We start from the raw sequence: 12,765 nt of genomic DNA, 5'->3' as shown, positions 1-12,765 counted from the left end.
GGTTCACGGCGGGCGGCTGAAAAACTCGGGCGGGTACGTTACTCTGGTATGACATGAGCAACACTGAACGCGAAGAAGTTCTGTCCAAAGCCCGTGCTGCAAAGGACGTTGCGCCCGTCGTGGCGCAGCTGTCCACGCCGCGCAAGAATGAAATCTTGCAGCGCGCAGCCGAAAATCTCATTGCCCACACCGATGACATCCTTGCTGCCAACCAGCAGGACATTGAGGCAGGCCGCGAACGCGGCATGTCCGATTCCCTGATTGACCGCCTGACCTTGGACGCTGCCCGCGTCGAGGGCATTGCCGATGGCCTGCGCCAAGTCGCTGGCCTGCAAGACCCGGTAGGCGAGATCCTGCAGGGCCGCACCATGGATAACGGCATCCAGATGAAGCAGGTGCGCGTCCCGCTCGGTGTGATGGGCATGGTCTACGAGGCCCGCCCGAATGTCACCGTGGATGCCTTCGGCCTCGCTTTGAAATCCGGCAACGTGCCGCTGCTGCGCGGTTCCAAGTCCGCGCGCAACTCCAATACCAAGCTGGTGGAGCTCCTGCAGGACACCCTTGCAGAGTTTGATCTGCCGCGCGAGGTAGTCCAGCTCCTGCCCTGTGAGACCCACGATTCCGTCCAGGACTTGATTACCGCCCGCGGCTTGGTGGACCTAGTCATTCCCCGTGGCGGTGCCAAGCTCATCGAGGCTGTAGTTACCGGCGCTACCGTTCCGGCCATCGAGACCGGTACCGGCAACTGCCACTTCTACATCGATGCTTCGGCCGATATGGACAAGGCCATCGACATGGTCATCAACGGCAAGACCCGCCGCACCTCTGTCTGCAACTCCACCGAGTGCGTGCTTATTGATGCCGCGCTTGATGATGCCACCAAGCTGCGTATCGTCCGCGCCCTCCAGGACGCAGACGTCACCGTCCACGGTGATGTAGACGAGCTCGAGGGCTTCGGCGCCACGGACGTTGTTCAGGCTACCGAGGAGGACTGGCGCGAAGAGTCGCTGTCCATGGATATCTGTGCGAAGGTGGTCGACGGCGTTGACGCTGCCATCGCCCACATCGCGGAATTTACCACCGGCCATACCGAGGGCATCGCCGCCCAGGATGCGGACGTCTTGGTCAAGTTCGGCAACGAGGTTGATGCCGCAGCCGTCATGCTGAATGCCTCCACTGCCTTCACCGATGGCGAGGTCTACGGCATGGGTGCAGAAATCGGTATTTCCACCCAGAAGCTGCACGCTCGTGGCCCAATGGCCCTGCCGGAGCTGACCTCCTCCAAGTGGGTCCTCCAAGGCACCGGTCACGTACGCCCATAAGAACGTGCGCCTTTTTCCTCTCTCTCGCGCCGCCGCTGGCTTTGTAGCTATCTCCGCCACGGCGGCGCTTGGCATGTCTGTGCTCACACCTGTCGCGGCAGCGGGGGAGACTCATCCGCCGGCCGAGACCTGCCCCGACTATGTATTCCTTGCCGCGCGCGGCTCGGACCAAAATGAGGAACACGGGGAGTACTTCGGCCCGCAGCGCTATTCGGACCAGGGCGCGGAATCCAATGGCTATGAAGGTCCCAACCTCGCAGCGCTCTTCCACCTGGTAGAACAACGCCACCCCGGAACCATGGATAATGCCTACGTGCTGGCGTTGGATGCGGATGCATATCCGGCCTCTATGAACCTTCCACCGTTGGCCCAAGAGGGCGAAAACCTGGGCCCGCTGCAGCTGATGCGCCGCTTGGGCGGGGTGCTGCTGGAACATCCCTTGCATGAGCTGGTCTATCAGGTCACCGTTGGCTTTGTGCAGAGCCTGCGCAGCGGTATGAACAACGCGCCGCGTGTGGTGGAGAAGTACGAAGAGGAAACCGGCTGCAGCCCGCGCTATATCACCGCTGGGTATTCGCAAGGAGCCATTATCGCCACCAGCGCGGAGCGCTACCTCGCGTCCCAGGACAAGCTCGCCGGGGCGATCTACCTGGGCAATCCCTTGCGGCGTCCCGGCGGCATGGCCGGGCCGATTCCGCGATATCTCATTCCTCACAGCGCCGCACTGCAGGCCGATCGCCGGATCGATTACTGCCTTGCCGGCGACTTCGTCTGCGACCTCAACCTGCGCAATGCCAAAGACACCCTGGCCACCAAGGCCGCCCACCACGCCTCATATTTCCGCGATAGCGAAGGCGATGCGGCAGTGGAACAGGACAATGCCCGCGTGGCCGATACCGTGGCTGGCTGGCTTAACTCCCCAGCAGGGTAGCGGCTATACTCTCCAGCCATGACTAATTCCCAGCGCATTGGGATCATGGGCGGCACCTTTGATCCAATCCACAATGGCCACTTGGTCGCCGCCAGCGAGGCGGCGCACCGCTTTGCCCTCGATACCGTAGTCTTTGTGCCCACCGGCAAACCGTGGCAGAAGGCCTCCCGCGAGGTCACCGCCGCGGAGCACCGGTATTTGATGACGATGGTGGCAACTGCCTCCAACCCGCGCTTTACCGTCTCCCGCGTGGACATCGACCGCAAGGGCCCTACCTATACCATCGATACCCTGCGGGATCTGCGCGAGCTTTTTCCGGACGCCGAGTTTTACTTCATCACCGGTGCGGATTCCCTGCAATCCATTATGAGCTGGCATAACTGGGAAGAGATGCTGGAAATGGCGCACTTCGTGGGCGTCACGCGCCCGGGCTACGAGCTGAGTACGGACATGCTGCCCGCCGGTTCGCGGGAGGATATCAACCTTATCGATATCCCGGCCATGGCCATTTCTTCCACGGATTGCCGCGAGCGGGCCGCCCAAAACCGCCCGGTGTGGTACCTGGTTCCGGATGGGGTGGTGCAATACATCACCAAAAATAACCTCTACTCGGCGCAGCCGGATAAACCTTTATAGTTCAAGTTTGGGCACAATCGCGCCGAACGTGCAAGAATAGACAGCTAAAAGACACTTCCTCACCAGACGCGAAAAGGGAATTTTTATACATTGTCTATTTCTGATCTCGCCCGCCGCATGGCGGCAACCGCGGCGCATGCCGCACAGGACAAGCTGGCAAGCAATATCGCTGCAATCGATGTCTCCGATGTCCTCGCCATCACCGAGGTTTTTGTGCTGGCTTCTGCCGATAATGAGCGCCAGGTCGGCTCCATCGTGGATGAGGTGGAGGACCAGATGACGGCTCAGGGCTTCGAGCCGCAGCGCCGCGAGGGCAACCGCGAAAACCGCTGGGTGCTGTTGGATTATGGCAATATCGTCATCCACGTGCAGCGCACGGACCAGCGGGAGCACTATGGGCTCGACCGCCTCTACCACGATTGCCCTTTGGTGGACATTGAGGGCATTGAGCCACCCGAGCGCCCCGGCGATTGGACCAACGGCATCAATCCGCGCACCGTGGATTCCATTGATGAGCTGCCATTGGCGCAAAAGGCCCCTGGCGAGGACGAGGAGCTTTAACCCCACCATGAGCCGCCGCCTGATTCTGATCCGCCACGGACAAACCACCTACAATGCCTCCGGCCGCATGCAGGGCCACTTGGATACTGAGCTTTCCGATGTCGGCTACGAACAGGCCCGCGCCGCTGCGCGCCTGCTCCGGGATCAGGGCGTGGTAAAAATCGTCGCCTCCGATTTGCAGCGCGCTCGGGAAACCGCGCGGGTAGTGGCAGAATCACTCGGCTTGGACTTTTCTACGGACCCTCGCCTGCGCGAGACCAATCTAGGGCAGTGGCAGGGAAAGAGCTCTGCCGAAGTGGATGCGGAATTCCCCGGCGCCCGCGCCATCTGGCGCCACGATCCCACCTGGGCCCCGCCAGAGGGCGAGTCCCGCGTGGACGTGGCACGGCGCGCCCGCCCGGTCATTGACGAGCTCATGCAGGAATTTTCCGGTTGGGATGACGGCGCCGTACTCATCGTCGCCCACGGTGGCGCAATCTCCGCGCTCACGTGCCACCTGTTGGGCTTGGATCACGGCCAGTACGGAATTTTATCCGGTCTGAAAAATACCCACTGGTCGCAGCTGACCGCCCGCCCGGATTTCAATCCAGAAACCCCCGTGACCTCCCTGGAATTTACGCCGGAGACGGTGGCGAGCGCACAATGGTACTTCGACGGCTGGAATATGGGTGGCGAGGTCACCGGTGATGGAGGGGCAGATACCTAGTGACCGTTCGCGTCATTACTGACTCCGCGGCCAGCCTGCCCCCAGAGATCGCTGAAGAACTCGATATCACCGTCATTGACCTACACGTGATGGATAGCGAGGATAAGGGCGGAAAGCTGCGCACCACCTCGGGCCTGTCTTCCCTCGAATTGGCCGCCGCCTACGGCCGGGAAATGGAAAAGGCGCAGGATGATGGCGTGATCGCCATCCACCTGTCCAAGGAGCTTTCGTCCACGTGGTCGGCGGCGGTGGCCGCAGCTGGGGTTTTTCCCGATACGGTGCGCGTTATCGATTCCGGCTCGGCCGGCATGGTCATGGGCGCGGCGGCGATGGCGGCTGCTACCAAGGCGGCACAGGGCGCGGCGCTGGAAGAATGCCACGCGGCGGCGCTAGACAGCATCGAACGCGCGGCTACCTGGGTGTACCTGCATTCCACGGAGGATATGCGCCGCTCGGGCCGCATGTCCGCGGCCACCGCCATGTTGTCCACCGCGCTTTTAGCCACCAAGCCGATTATGTCCATCGTAGATGGCAAGCTGGAGTTGGTGGGAAAAACCCGCACGCAGACCAAGGCCTTTACCAAGGTGGTAGAGATCATCGCCGCCCGCGCCGCCGGGGAGCCCGCCTTCATCGCCATTCAGCATAACCAGGCCGGCGAAGCGGCGGACAAGCTGCAGGGCCTCTTGCGCGATGCCCTACCAGAAGGCACGTCCTTTATCACCACGCCCCTAACCGAGGTGCTCGCCGTGCACGCTGGACCCTCCGCCATTGGGGTATCTGCGGTATTTAGCTCCTAGGCCCTCGCACGCACGGGCGAAGCCCGACGGCCTGTGCGCCCCCGATTGTGGATAACCACCCCGCCAGGACCCGTTTGGTTGCTTCCTACAACGACTTATCCACAGCGCCTCCGCCCACGTTCTCGCACCGCACGCGGCGGCTTCCTAGCCTGTGGGCTATGGCGGCACCCAAAATCAGCGAACGACTCCGCGAATTTACCCAACCCACCGGCGAGGAAGAACTCCTCCACGTCGATTACCCGCGCCCGCGCGTGCGCATCAGCCGCTGGCAGGCCTGCGCGGTAGCCATCATTGTGGTGGTGGGCGTCATTATCTGGCTGGGCCTTAGTACCCGCAATTCGGATGAGTCCGGCATGCCCGAACCCGCGGCGATGGGCAGTACCACCGCCGAGCCTAGCGCGGAGGCGAGCGAAATCGTCGTATCCGTCGTCGGCGAAGTTGCAGCGCCCGGCCTGAAGACCCTCGAGCCTGGTGCCCGCGTCGCCGATGCCCTCGCGGCCGCCACGCCCTTGCCGGAGGCGGAGACCATGACGCTCAACCAAGCGCAGCGGCTTGCCGATGGCCAGCAGCTCCGCATCCTGCCCCAAGGTGCTCCGCCCGACCCCGCGCTTGCCGATGCCCCCACCGCCGCACCCGCCGGCGGCGATAAAGTCAGCCTCAATTCCGCGACCGCCGCCGAACTCATGGATCTCAACGGGGTAGGGGAGGTCACCGCGGAAGCCATCGTCTCCTTCCGCGAAGAGCGCGGGGGTTTTAAGGACGTCGAGGAACTCCTCGAGGTCAGTGGGATTGGCCCTGCCAAGTTTGCCAAGCTCAAAGATAACGTGCAGCTGTAGACGTAAGAGGCCACGCCGAGATGAAAGAACTCCGTCTGCTTCCCGGCGCCCTGACCGCGTGGGTGGCGGTCATCGCGGTGCTGGTTTTCGGGCAGGGGTGGGCCGTGGCGTGCATCGGCAGTGTCGTAGGGATATGCCTGCTCGCCCGGCACTGGGGCCAAGCCATTTTTTGCGGCGTACTCGCCAGCGCCGCCGCCTTCGTAGCCGCCGTGCGGCAGGCGCGAGCGGCCGCCTTCGAGTTCGGCCGCGAGATCACCGGCCGGGTGGTCACCGCGCCGACCCAAACGAGCACCGGCGGCTGGCTCATCCGGCTCGATGTCCCGGGCTATCCCGCGCAGCTTCCGGTCTTTAGCCCCGAACCACTGAGCGCACCCGCCGGAACGCAGGTCACGGTAGCGGTACAGCTTTCCGAGTCCGACCAACCCGGAGTCGGGACCGTGATAGCAAACGCCTCCCACCTGAGCATCTCTGCGCCACCTTCGGGCCTGGCCGGCTGGGCCGCACGGGTGGCCGATAACTTCCGCGCGGTCGTACTAGAGACAGTAGGCCCGAGCAGCCAGGGGCTTATCCCAGGCATGGTGCTTGGCGATACCTCCCTGCAAAGCCCCGCGGACCGCGAACTCTACATCGATACCGGGCTATCGCACCTCAGCGCTGTATCCGGTGCCAATGTGGCCATCGTCTGTTCCTTTGCCGCCATCGTCTGCGCCGCGTGCGCCGCCGGTCCACGCACCAGAGTGGCGGTGTCCTTGGCCGCGCTAGCCATCTATGTCGTCTTGGTGGGCCTTGAACCGTCGGTGCAGCGCGCGGCCGTCGCCGGGGTAGTAGGCCTGCTCGCGGTGCTGCACTCGTCCACTATGGAACCCATCCACGCGCTCAGCCTCGGCATCCTCACCCTGCTTTTCGTGGATTCGGACCTCGCGGTGCACTTTGGTTTTGCATTATCGTGTGCGGCGACCTTCGGCATCGTCATGCTGAGCCCGCTTATCTATTCGCAGCTCGCGGTCACCGGCTGGCCCGCCATCTTCCTGCGCGCTGTCGCCGTGGCGATTGCCGCCGATATCCTCACCCTGCCGCTTATCGCCCTCATGTCCGGCGAGGTATCCGTCGTCTCGGTCCTCGCCAATGTCTTGGTAGCACCCGCCACCGCCCCCATTACTGTGGTGGGGTTGCTCGCGGCCATCGCCGCGCAGCTAGGCCCCTTAAGCATCGTCGCCGCGGGATTATTGAAACTCATCGAACCCGCAGCGTGGTGGATCAATACCATCGCCCACGGCGTGGCTAGCCTGCCCGTGGTCACCATCACCGCCCACCCGCTGTTTACGCTCCTTGCGTACGGATGGGTCAGCGCCGGGCTGCTGTATCACCGGCCATGGCTGACCTTGGCAGGGGTTATCGCGGGCATCGTTTGTCTGGGTGCGTTTGCCGCCTAGCGCTAAAATGATGGGCATGCCTCCCGTACACCTCATTCTCGGCGACGATGAATTCCTCACCGAACGCGCCCGCCACACCATCCACAAGGCAGCGGCCGAAGGCGAGGCCACTCGCCCCGAATTGATGACGCTCAAGGCCTCCGAGGTTTCCGAGGGCGAAATCCTGGAGGCCACCAGCCCGTCGCTGTTTGGCGATAACCGCGTCATCGTCATCACGGACTGCGAACGCGCCGGGAAAGAGGTAGTCGATATCATCCTGCGCGCCTGCGTTAATCCCGCGCCGGGCATGACCATGGTGGTGGTTTATTCCGTGGCCGCGAAGACACTGAAGAAAAAGAAGAAGGCGCCCGAGCTGGTGGCGAAGCTGCGCAAGATTGCGGAGGTGCACGAAGTCTTTTCGCTCTACCCCAATGAGCTGGGCCAGTGGGCCACCCGCGAGTTCGCCTCCCACGGCGTTCGCCCCACCCCGGATGTCGTGCACGCGGTACTCGACGGCGTCGGCTCCGACCTCCGCGAGCTTGCCTCCGCCATCTCCCAGCTCGTGGCCGATACTGGTGGAAACGTGACGCAGGAAGCGGTGCGTAATTATTACGTCGGCGTGGCCGAGGTAGCCAATTGGGACATTGCCGATGCCGCCGTCGCCGGCCGCGTTGAGGCCGCCGTCTCTACCTGCCGGCGCGCCCTCCAACTCGGCGCCAGCCCCGTGGCCATCGCCGCGGCCTTGGCCAATAAGGTGGGTGCCATCGCGCGCCTGTATTCCGCCCGCGGGGACCAGTACACACTTGCCAGCCAAACCGGGCTTGCCCCGTACGTTGTAAAAATGACCCAACCGGTAGCCAGGCGCTGGACTGCCGATGACATCACCGCCGCCGTCATCCTCGTCTCTGAACTGGATGCCGCCGTTAAAGGCCAAGGTGGCGAGCCCGAATTCGCCGTTGAGGCGGCCGTAAAACGAATCGCGGAATTGGCACGTTAAGCTAGAGTCCATGTCTGAGGAACAAGTGCAAGAATTCGCCGGCCGGCTCTTTGACATGGCGCGGGAAGGAAACCCGGATCTCCTGAACTATATTGACCAGGGCGTCAATATCAATCTGGTCAACCAAGAAGGCCAGTCTTTTCTCATGCTTGCCGCCTACCACGGCCACGCGGAACTCGTCACCGCGCTAGCGAAGGCCGGCGCCGACGTGAACTTGCTCAATGATCGCGGCCAGTCACCCCTGGCAGGTGCGATCTTCAAAAAAGAAGACGCGGTTGTCGATGCCCTCCTAAACGCCGGCGCCTCCGCTACCGCCGGCCAACCAACCGCCATCGATTCGGCCCGCATGTTTGGCCGCGAGGATCTGCTCGGCCGCCTGGAAGGCGAGTCCGCGCAGTGAGCTGGACTTCATTTTTCACCATCCTCCTGATGAACCTGGTGGGTGTGGCCTCGCCAGGCCCGGATATCATCCTGGTCACCCGCTACGCCACCAAGTCGCGCCGCCATGCCATCGCCGCGGCCGCGGGCATTCAAATCGGCGTGTTGTTCTGGTGCGGCGCCACGGTCTTTGGTGCGGCCGCCCTCCTGACCGCTTTCCCCGGAATCTTAGGCGCGGTCCAGGCAATCGGCGGCAGTTTCCTCGTTTTCATGGGATGGCGGGCGCTGCGCAGCGGCCTCGAACAGCGCACCAACCCGCCCGTTGATCTGGAGGACGCCGAGGCCAAGCTGGGCCGGCTGCGCCATTCCTTCAAGATGGGGCTGGCAACGAACCTGTCCAACCCGAAGATCGTATTGTTCCTCGCCGCCATGATCGCCCCGCAGCTGCCGGCATCCCCGCCGTTGTGGCTGGCCATCGCCTTAACCCTGGCGCTGGCGCTATCGGCCTTCGCCTTCTTCCTCGTGGTGGCCACGGTGATTTCCACGAATGCGGTGCGCCGCAAGCTCATCGCCGCGGGCCCGTGGATCGATATCGGATCGGGCCTGTTCTTCATCATCGCCGGCCTCGCGCTCGTGGTCGCTGGTGTACAGCAGCTCGTGGCTTAAAGCCCGGGCAGGGTTTCAGGTTCGCCCTCTGCCACCACATCCAGCGCCCACTGGATCCACCGCGCCACCGTCGAGGCCCGCCGCCTCGCCGTGCCAGCGCCCAAGCCGAGTCCTTCTATCGCCGCCGCTATCTCGTGCGCCTCGGCCACCTTCCCACGCCGCAGGCTCACCTCTAGCGCCTGCCGGAATACCTGCCGCGCCGCCAACGCGCGCAGCAGGGCAGCGTTGCGCCCATCGCGCCGCGGCTGTGCGATGGCCTTTTCGCCGCGAGGGGTGAGCTGATAGTGACCATCGGCAAGCGCCAGCAGCCCGAGGTAGCAGGCCGCATTGGCGTAATAGTCCGCCTGGCGCAGATGGAAATCGTACTGCTCGGCGATGTCCTCCTTGCTCATCGGCTGCTGCGCGATGAGCTCCACCAGGTTGACCACGCGCTCGAAGCTATTGGCCTGTGGGAAGGGAATCCCCGCCGGCTCCGGCTCGGCCTCGACGGAGCCAATGATGCCCAGCGCATCCTCCACGTTGAGGTGCGAAGCGCTCAGGGCGTAGCGAGCGTGGTCTACCAGCGCGATGCTGCGAAAATCCGCGGGATCGCTGAAGTCGTACCGATACAGGTGGAAAATCCCATTCGAGTAGACCAAAAAGACCGGCACCACGGCCTTGGATAGCCATTGCTGGAAACGCCGGTACGGAAAATACAATTGCCGGATATTGAAGTCTTCGGAGATGTGATTTTTCGCCTCCACCAGCACCAAATGCTCGAGGGATTCGAAGCCGCCGTCGATTTCCATCTGCGCGCGGTCGACCTTGACTTTCAGCCCAAGATCCGGCACCGGAATGGTCATCTCCAGCGACGACATGCGCCCAGCGACGGTGGCCTGCAATGGTTCGCATCCCAAGAAGTGCTCAAGCATGCCGCTTGCCGATGCCACATTCAACGCCATCGATTCCGAGTTCACGCTTTCGATATCGAGGGTGTCAAGGCCCGCGGGCATGTCCAGCGTGCGCACGGAACCCGCCCCGGCGTGGGTGGGCTCCGGGAACTGTTCATACAGGTCCAATGGCCCGACAAAGTATTCGCTGCGGCTAACCGGGAGAATCCCAAGCCCCAATTCCTTGAAAATCCACGGCCGAGAGGTGGAAAAGTCGTGTTTGGCCATCAGCCGCGGCTCCCGGCCGGAGAGCTCCTTTAGCTCTTTGGCCGTGAGGTAGAAGTATCCTTTTTCTTCTAGCTGCTCGCCACACCCCGAGGCCACGATGCGCAGCCAGCCCCAATCATCGAGGCCAAGCTTTTCGCCCTCTGGGACACCGAACAGCGTGCGAAGCTCCCGCTGTTCTTGGGCGCTCGGTACTTTACTCATGGCCCACCTCGTAGTTACGCACGAGCACTTCATCTACCTTGCCGCGGCGCGATCCCACGGAGTTGATGGCGCGGGTGGCCGCAACGGTGTCGATGGAAAAATCCGCGTAGAGGTCGCGGATGAACTCCGTGGCGGAATTAGAGAGGAGGAACTTCACCCCGCGGGCATCGAGGTCATCGCACACCGCCTTCAATCGCTCTTGTTCCGCGCGGTCAAAACCGCCCTTTTGATAACCGGTAAAGGAACTGGTGACGTTGACCGGGTCATAGGGCGGATCGAAATAGACAAAGTCTCCCTCACCAGCACCTGCCACCGCCGCAGCGAAATCGCCCTGCGTGAAGGTAACGTCATTGTCCCGAAAATACCGGTGGACCCCGCGCAGCGTATCCGCATCACAGATAGTGGGGTTTTTATAGCGTCCAAAAGGCGCATTGAATTGCCCCGCGGAATTTACCCGGTACAGGCCGTTATAGCAGGTCTTATTCAGATACAGCGTCCGCGCGGCGCGCTCGGTGGCAGAAAGCGCCGCGAATCGTTCCGCATCCCGGTCCACCGCGCGCAGCTGGTAGAAAAAGTCCGCGTCGTTCGGATACGTCGATACCAAGCCGATGAGCTCGTCGACACCTTCGCGCACTACCTCATATAAATTAATCAGCTCCGAGTTGAGGTCATTGACCCGCGCTGAGGCCGGGGTGAGCGAAAATAAAACCGCTCCGCCGCCGATGAAGGGTTCATAATAACGCCGCGGCGTCCCAGCGGGCAGGGCGGCGTGAATATGCGGCAAGAGCTGGCGTTTTCCGCCGGCCCATTTCACCAGAGGCTTGACGTTGTTCATTGGTGACTTATCTTAGCCGCCCCCGCAGACACGAACACCATCACCCTTTCGAACGTATAAGCCCATAAACTGGTTGCTACAGCGTAAAATGTCCCGGCGATCAAGCGCCTGCTTCAGTAGCTGTCTTAGCGTTTGAGTAGGCGCCTGCTTTGCCGTCGTGGGCTGGGAACGTCGTATTGACATGCTGTAACTTCGGTGATTTAAGACGGTTAGGCAAGCCTACCAAGGGTCGGTTTTTCGTGGTGGGCAGAAAGACTATAAGGTGAAGAAAAATACCATATTTATGGGGTTGAATAGTTGGGTTTCCACGGGTTGAATATCGTGAGGAAGAGGGGAGAGAGTATGCCGCGCATTTCAGAAATCCGCGTCGCAGCACTGCGGCTCGTCATTGACCACGGATATGACGGGTTCACCATGGAAGAGCTTGCACAAGACGTAGGGATATCGCGGCGCACCCTTTTTAACTACGTCAAGGATAAGGAATCGGCGGTTCTGGGCCCAGAGGTTTCGGAAAAGTTCGACCAGCAATTGCAGAACTTCGCCGCAGGCCTGCCCACGGGTAGCCTGCGGGAGGATTCTGCCATCATGGCGAATGCGGAATTTGATCACGCCGTGGGTAACGATCATTTCCCGGAGATTTCCCAATTAACCGCCCAGGCGCTTTCCCAAGACGGGAAGTTATTGTCCATGTATTGGCGCCGAAACGAACGCGTCATGATGCACATCCGCCGGGCATTGCAAGCGCGCGAAGGGTGGAAGGCCTCGGATCTGAGGCTCATTCCGACGGTCAATATCATCCACACGCAGTTTCAAACCGCCATCCAGACTTTCGTCGAAACCCATGGCCGTACATCTTTGTCGGTGGCCTATGCGGATGCAGGCAAGATCTTCGAGGCCTACTTCGATGATGACCTAGCCTAGGTCCACCTCGGCGCAATAAAAATCCCCCGAACAAGCCGCTGCACACAGGCAGCGCTTTGCTCGGGGGAGACAAGAAGGCTAGTTACTAGTCCATCTTGTTGAAGGCGGTGGCCAAACCGGACTTCTTGTTGGCAGCAGCGTTGCGGTGGAAGACGCCCTTGGAAACGGACTTATCCAGCGCACGGGAAGCGACGCGCAGCTGCTTTTCAGCTGCAGCCTTGTCACCAGTCTCTACGGCTGCGTGGAACTTGCGGATCTCGGTGCGAACCGCGGAACGTACGCTCTTGTTGCGCTGACGAGACTTCTCGTTGGTCAGAACGCGCTTCTGCTTGGACTTGATATTAGCCATGAAAATACCTCTTGATAATCGAAGATGATTGATTCAGAAACAAACCCGCCGGACGTGTCC

The 12,765-nt window shown here is 61.8% G+C and carries 15 protein-coding genes; 12 read left to right on the top strand and 3 right to left on the bottom strand.

Translation table 11 applies throughout. The features are described from left to right. Nucleotides 1-53 precede the first annotated feature (53 nt). From MHX65_RS03490 to MHX65_RS03440, 11 genes are all read left to right on the top strand, one after another. Nucleotides 54-1,322 (top strand): glutamate-5-semialdehyde dehydrogenase, encoded by a 1,269-nt coding sequence (locus MHX65_RS03490; RefSeq protein WP_239268691.1) that lies wholly within the window; start codon nt 54-56, stop codon nt 1,320-1,322. 4 nt (nt 1,323-1,326) lie between these two features. Further along, nucleotides 1,327-2,253: a cutinase family protein gene (locus tag MHX65_RS03485; RefSeq protein WP_239268689.1), complete on the top strand. Its 927-nt coding sequence runs from the start codon at nt 1,327-1,329 to the stop codon at nt 2,251-2,253. Nucleotides 2,254-2,271: 18 nt separating this feature from the next. Next, on the top strand, nt 2,272-2,889 hold the full coding sequence (gene nadD / locus MHX65_RS03480) for a nicotinate-nucleotide adenylyltransferase (protein ID WP_023023517.1): 618 nt from the start codon (nt 2,272-2,274) through the stop codon (nt 2,887-2,889). Between the two features lie 117 nt (nt 2,890-3,006). Continuing rightward, nucleotides 3,007-3,450 (top strand): ribosome silencing factor, encoded by a 444-nt coding sequence (gene rsfS / locus MHX65_RS03475; protein WP_198010486.1) that lies wholly within the window; start codon nt 3,007-3,009, stop codon nt 3,448-3,450. A 7-nt stretch (nt 3,451-3,457) separates the two neighbouring features. Continuing rightward, complete coding sequence (locus MHX65_RS03470) at nt 3,458-4,156, top strand: histidine phosphatase family protein (RefSeq protein ID WP_005277992.1); 699 nt, start codon at nt 3,458-3,460, stop codon at nt 4,154-4,156. Then, nucleotides 4,156-4,953: a DegV family protein gene (locus MHX65_RS03465; RefSeq protein ID WP_239268687.1), complete on the top strand. Its 798-nt coding sequence runs from the start codon at nt 4,156-4,158 to the stop codon at nt 4,951-4,953. Before MHX65_RS03470 ends, MHX65_RS03465 begins: the two co-directional genes overlap by 1 nt. A 158-nt stretch (nt 4,954-5,111) precedes the next feature. Beyond that, nucleotides 5,112-5,789, top strand: coding sequence for a ComEA family DNA-binding protein (locus MHX65_RS03460; protein ID WP_239268685.1), 678 nt, complete (start codon nt 5,112-5,114; stop codon nt 5,787-5,789). 20 nt (nt 5,790-5,809) lie between these two features. Further along, a complete protein-coding gene (locus MHX65_RS03455) occupies nt 5,810-7,222 on the top strand; it encodes a ComEC/Rec2 family competence protein (RefSeq protein WP_239268683.1) in 1,413 nt (470 codons plus the stop codon). A 7-nt stretch (nt 7,223-7,229) separates the two neighbouring features. Beyond that, the gene (gene holA / locus MHX65_RS03450) at nt 7,230-8,198 is read left to right on the top strand and encodes a DNA polymerase III subunit delta (RefSeq protein WP_239268681.1); all 969 of its coding nucleotides are present in this window, start codon (nt 7,230-7,232) and stop codon (nt 8,196-8,198) included. A gap of 10 nt (nt 8,199-8,208) precedes the next feature. Continuing rightward, a complete protein-coding gene (locus MHX65_RS03445) occupies nt 8,209-8,598 on the top strand; it encodes an ankyrin repeat domain-containing protein (RefSeq protein ID WP_034659054.1) in 390 nt (129 codons plus the stop codon). Next, nucleotides 8,595-9,242, top strand: coding sequence for a LysE family translocator (locus MHX65_RS03440; protein WP_239268680.1), 648 nt, complete (start codon nt 8,595-8,597; stop codon nt 9,240-9,242). The genes MHX65_RS03445 and MHX65_RS03440 overlap by 4 nt, the downstream gene beginning before the upstream one ends. Here the strand turns inward: MHX65_RS03440 and MHX65_RS03435 are convergent. Together MHX65_RS03435 and MHX65_RS03430 are read right to left on the bottom strand one after the other, a co-directional pair. After that, nucleotides 9,239-10,600 (bottom strand): type II restriction enzyme, encoded by a 1,362-nt coding sequence (locus MHX65_RS03435; RefSeq protein ID WP_239268678.1) that lies wholly within the window; start codon nt 10,598-10,600, stop codon nt 9,239-9,241. The genes MHX65_RS03440 and MHX65_RS03435 overlap by 4 nt on opposite strands. Further along, nucleotides 10,593-11,435 carry a DNA adenine methylase gene (locus MHX65_RS03430; RefSeq protein WP_239268676.1) on the bottom strand — a complete coding sequence of 281 codons (843 nt, stop codon included), beginning with the start codon at nt 11,433-11,435 and terminating at the stop codon, nt 10,593-10,595. Before MHX65_RS03430 ends, MHX65_RS03435 begins: the two co-directional genes overlap by 8 nt. Before the next feature lie 342 nt (nt 11,436-11,777). On the opposite strand from MHX65_RS03430, the gene MHX65_RS03425 reads away from it, so the two are divergent. Then, nucleotides 11,778-12,356, top strand: a complete 579-nt coding sequence (locus tag MHX65_RS03425) for a TetR/AcrR family transcriptional regulator (RefSeq protein ID WP_239268674.1) — start codon at nt 11,778-11,780, stop codon at nt 12,354-12,356. Between the two features lie 85 nt (nt 12,357-12,441). Here the strand turns inward: MHX65_RS03425 and rpsT are convergent, their stop codons facing one another. Continuing rightward, complete coding sequence (gene rpsT / locus MHX65_RS03420; protein WP_023023493.1) at nt 12,442-12,705, bottom strand: 30S ribosomal protein S20; 264 nt, start codon at nt 12,703-12,705, stop codon at nt 12,442-12,444. Between the last annotated feature and the right edge of the window lie 60 nt (nt 12,706-12,765).

The sequence above is a fragment of the Corynebacterium sp. ACRPS genome (genome assembly GCF_022346005.1).
GTDB lineage: Bacteria > Actinomycetota > Actinomycetes > Mycobacteriales > Mycobacteriaceae > Corynebacterium.
This window is presented reverse-complemented; position numbering and strand designations above follow the sequence as displayed.